This window comes from Streptomyces sp. NPDC059853 (assembly GCF_042731495.1).
Lineage (GTDB): Bacteria > Actinomycetota > Actinomycetes > Streptomycetales > Streptomycetaceae > Streptomyces.
On the sequence record NZ_JBHWJL010000266.1, the window covers coordinates 5,070 to 7,305 of the forward strand.

2 protein-coding genes are annotated in these 2,236 nt (G+C 77.0%); both read left to right on the forward strand.

The window, feature by feature from the left end; all coding sequences use genetic code 11:
* A partial coding sequence (locus ACFV5N_RS22200; RefSeq protein ID WP_385602587.1) for a methyltransferase occupies positions 1–818 on the forward strand: 818 nt, incomplete at its 5' end.
* Positions 812–2,236 (forward strand): MFS transporter (locus tag ACFV5N_RS22205; RefSeq protein ID WP_385602590.1); only part of this gene is annotated, 1,425 nt, incomplete at its 3' end. The genes ACFV5N_RS22200 and ACFV5N_RS22205, both read left to right, overlap by 7 nt.

Genomic DNA, 2,236 nt, shown 5'->3' on the forward strand with positions numbered 1-2,236 from the left:
TGCGCGAGACCGGGCCCGAACAGTTCGCCCTCACCCCGGCCGGCGCCCGGCTGCGCGGCGACGACCCCGGTTCGCTGCGCGCCTTCGCCGAACAGGGCGCGGGGGACTTCCGCCGGGCCTTCGGCGGGCTCGAACACAGCATCAGGACCGGTGAACCCGCCTTCGACCGGATCTTCGGCACCGGCTTCTTCCAGCACCTGGGCGCCCACCCGGAGCTGTCCGCCACCTTCCAGGCGTCCATGCGGCAGGCCACCCGGACCCTGGCCGCCGCGCTGCCCGCCGCCTACGCGTTCTCCCGCGTCCGTACCGTGGTGGACGTCGGCGGCGCCGACGGCGCCCTGCTGGCCGCCGTCCTCGCCGCCCACCCGGAGCTGACCGGGGTGCTGTACGACTCGCCCGAGGGCGCGGCCGACGCCCCCGGCACCCTGGGCGCCGCCGGGGTCGCCGATCGCTGCCGGATCAGCACCGGGGACTTCTTCACCGCCGTACCGGAGGGCGGCGACCTGTACGTGCTCAAGAGCGTGCTGCACGACTGGAGCGACACGCACGCCGAGCGGATCCTGCGCACCTGCCGCACCGCGCTCGCCCCGCACAGCAGGCTGCTGGTCATCGAGGTGCTGATGCCGGAACGGGTCACCCCCGACGCCGACCCGCTCACCTACCTCAGCGACCTCTACATGCTGGCCAACATGGGCGGCCGGGAGCGCACCGAGGCCGAACTGCGCGCCCTGCTGGTCAAGAACGGCTTCGGCTCGGTCCGGGTCGCCGCGCCCGCCGCTCTCGCGCCCTTCGCCCTGATCGAGGCGCACCCGTGCTGAGCACCGGCGGCGCGGACCGGCCGGAGCGGCCGGACCCGCCGCCGGAGCAGCGCGAGCGCGCGCGGGAGCCCGCCGACCCCCGCCGCTGGTGGGCCCTCGCCGTCATCGGCCTCGCCCAGCTGCTGGTGGTGCTCGACGCCACGGTCGTCAACATCGCCCTGCCCTCCGCCCAGCAGGACCTCGGCATGACCGACGCGGGCCGGCAGTGGGTGGTGGCCGCCTATACCCTGCCGTTCGGCGGGCTGCTGCTGCTCGGCGGGCGGATCGCCGACCTCGCCGGGCGGCGGCGGATGTTCCTGCTGGGACTGGCCGGGTTCGGTGCGGCCTCCGCCCTGGGCGGCGCCGCCCCGGGACCCGGCGCGCTCTTCGCCGCGCGCGCCCTCCAGGGGGCCTTCGCCGCCCTCCTCGCGCCCGCCGCGCTCTCACTGCTCACCACCCTGTTCACCAGCGCCCGGGACCGGGCCCGCGCGTTCGGCGTCTACGGGGCGCTCAGCGGCGGCGGCGCCGCGGCCGGGCTGCTGGCCGGCGGGGTCCTCACCGAGTACCTGGACTGGCGCTGGTGCCTGTACGTCAACGTGCCCCTGGTCGCCCTCGCGCTGGCCGGCTGCGCCCTGCTGCGCCGGGACCCGCCCCGGCCGGGCGGCGGCCGGCTCGACCTGCCCGGCACGCTGCTGGGCTGCGGCGGGCTGCTCGCCCTGGTCGCCGCGTTCGCCGAGGCGGAGGGCGGCTGGGACCGGCCCGTGGTCGCCGTGCTGCTGGTCACCGGCGCGCTGGCGCTGCTCGCGTTCACCCGCGTGGAGCGGCGGGCCGCGCATCCGCTGCTGCCGCTGCGGGTGGTGGCCGACCGGTCCCGGGGCGGCGCGTTCCTCGCGGTGGGCGTCCCCCAGGTGGGTCTCTTCGGGCTCTTCCTGTTCCTGACGTACTACTTCCAGGCGGTGCTGGGCTACTCGCCCGTCGAGGCGGGGCTCGCGTTCCTGCCGCTGTCGGCCGCCATGGGGGTCGGCGCGGCGGTGATCGCCCGCAGGGCCCTGGCCAGGGGGGTGCCCGCGCGGCATCTGATGGCCGGCGCGCTGCTGGTGGCCGCCGCCGGGATGGTGCTGCTGACCGGTCTTGAGGCGGGTACCGGCGAGGTGTTCGCCGTCCGGCTGCTCCCCGCCCAGCTGCTGATCGGCGCGGGCATCGGCTGCGCGGTCATGCCGGCGATGATCACCGCCTCGGCCGGGGTGGACCCGCGCGACGCCGGGGTGGCGGCGGCGCTCGTCAACAGCGCCCAGCAGATCGGCGGCTCGCTGGGGATCGCCCTGCTGAACACGGTCGCCACCTCGGTGGCCGCCGCCCACCCGGCCGGGGGCGGCGCCCCGGCCGCTGGCGGTGCGCCCCCTGCACCAGGTGCTCAACGGCGAGATGCCGCAGGTCAC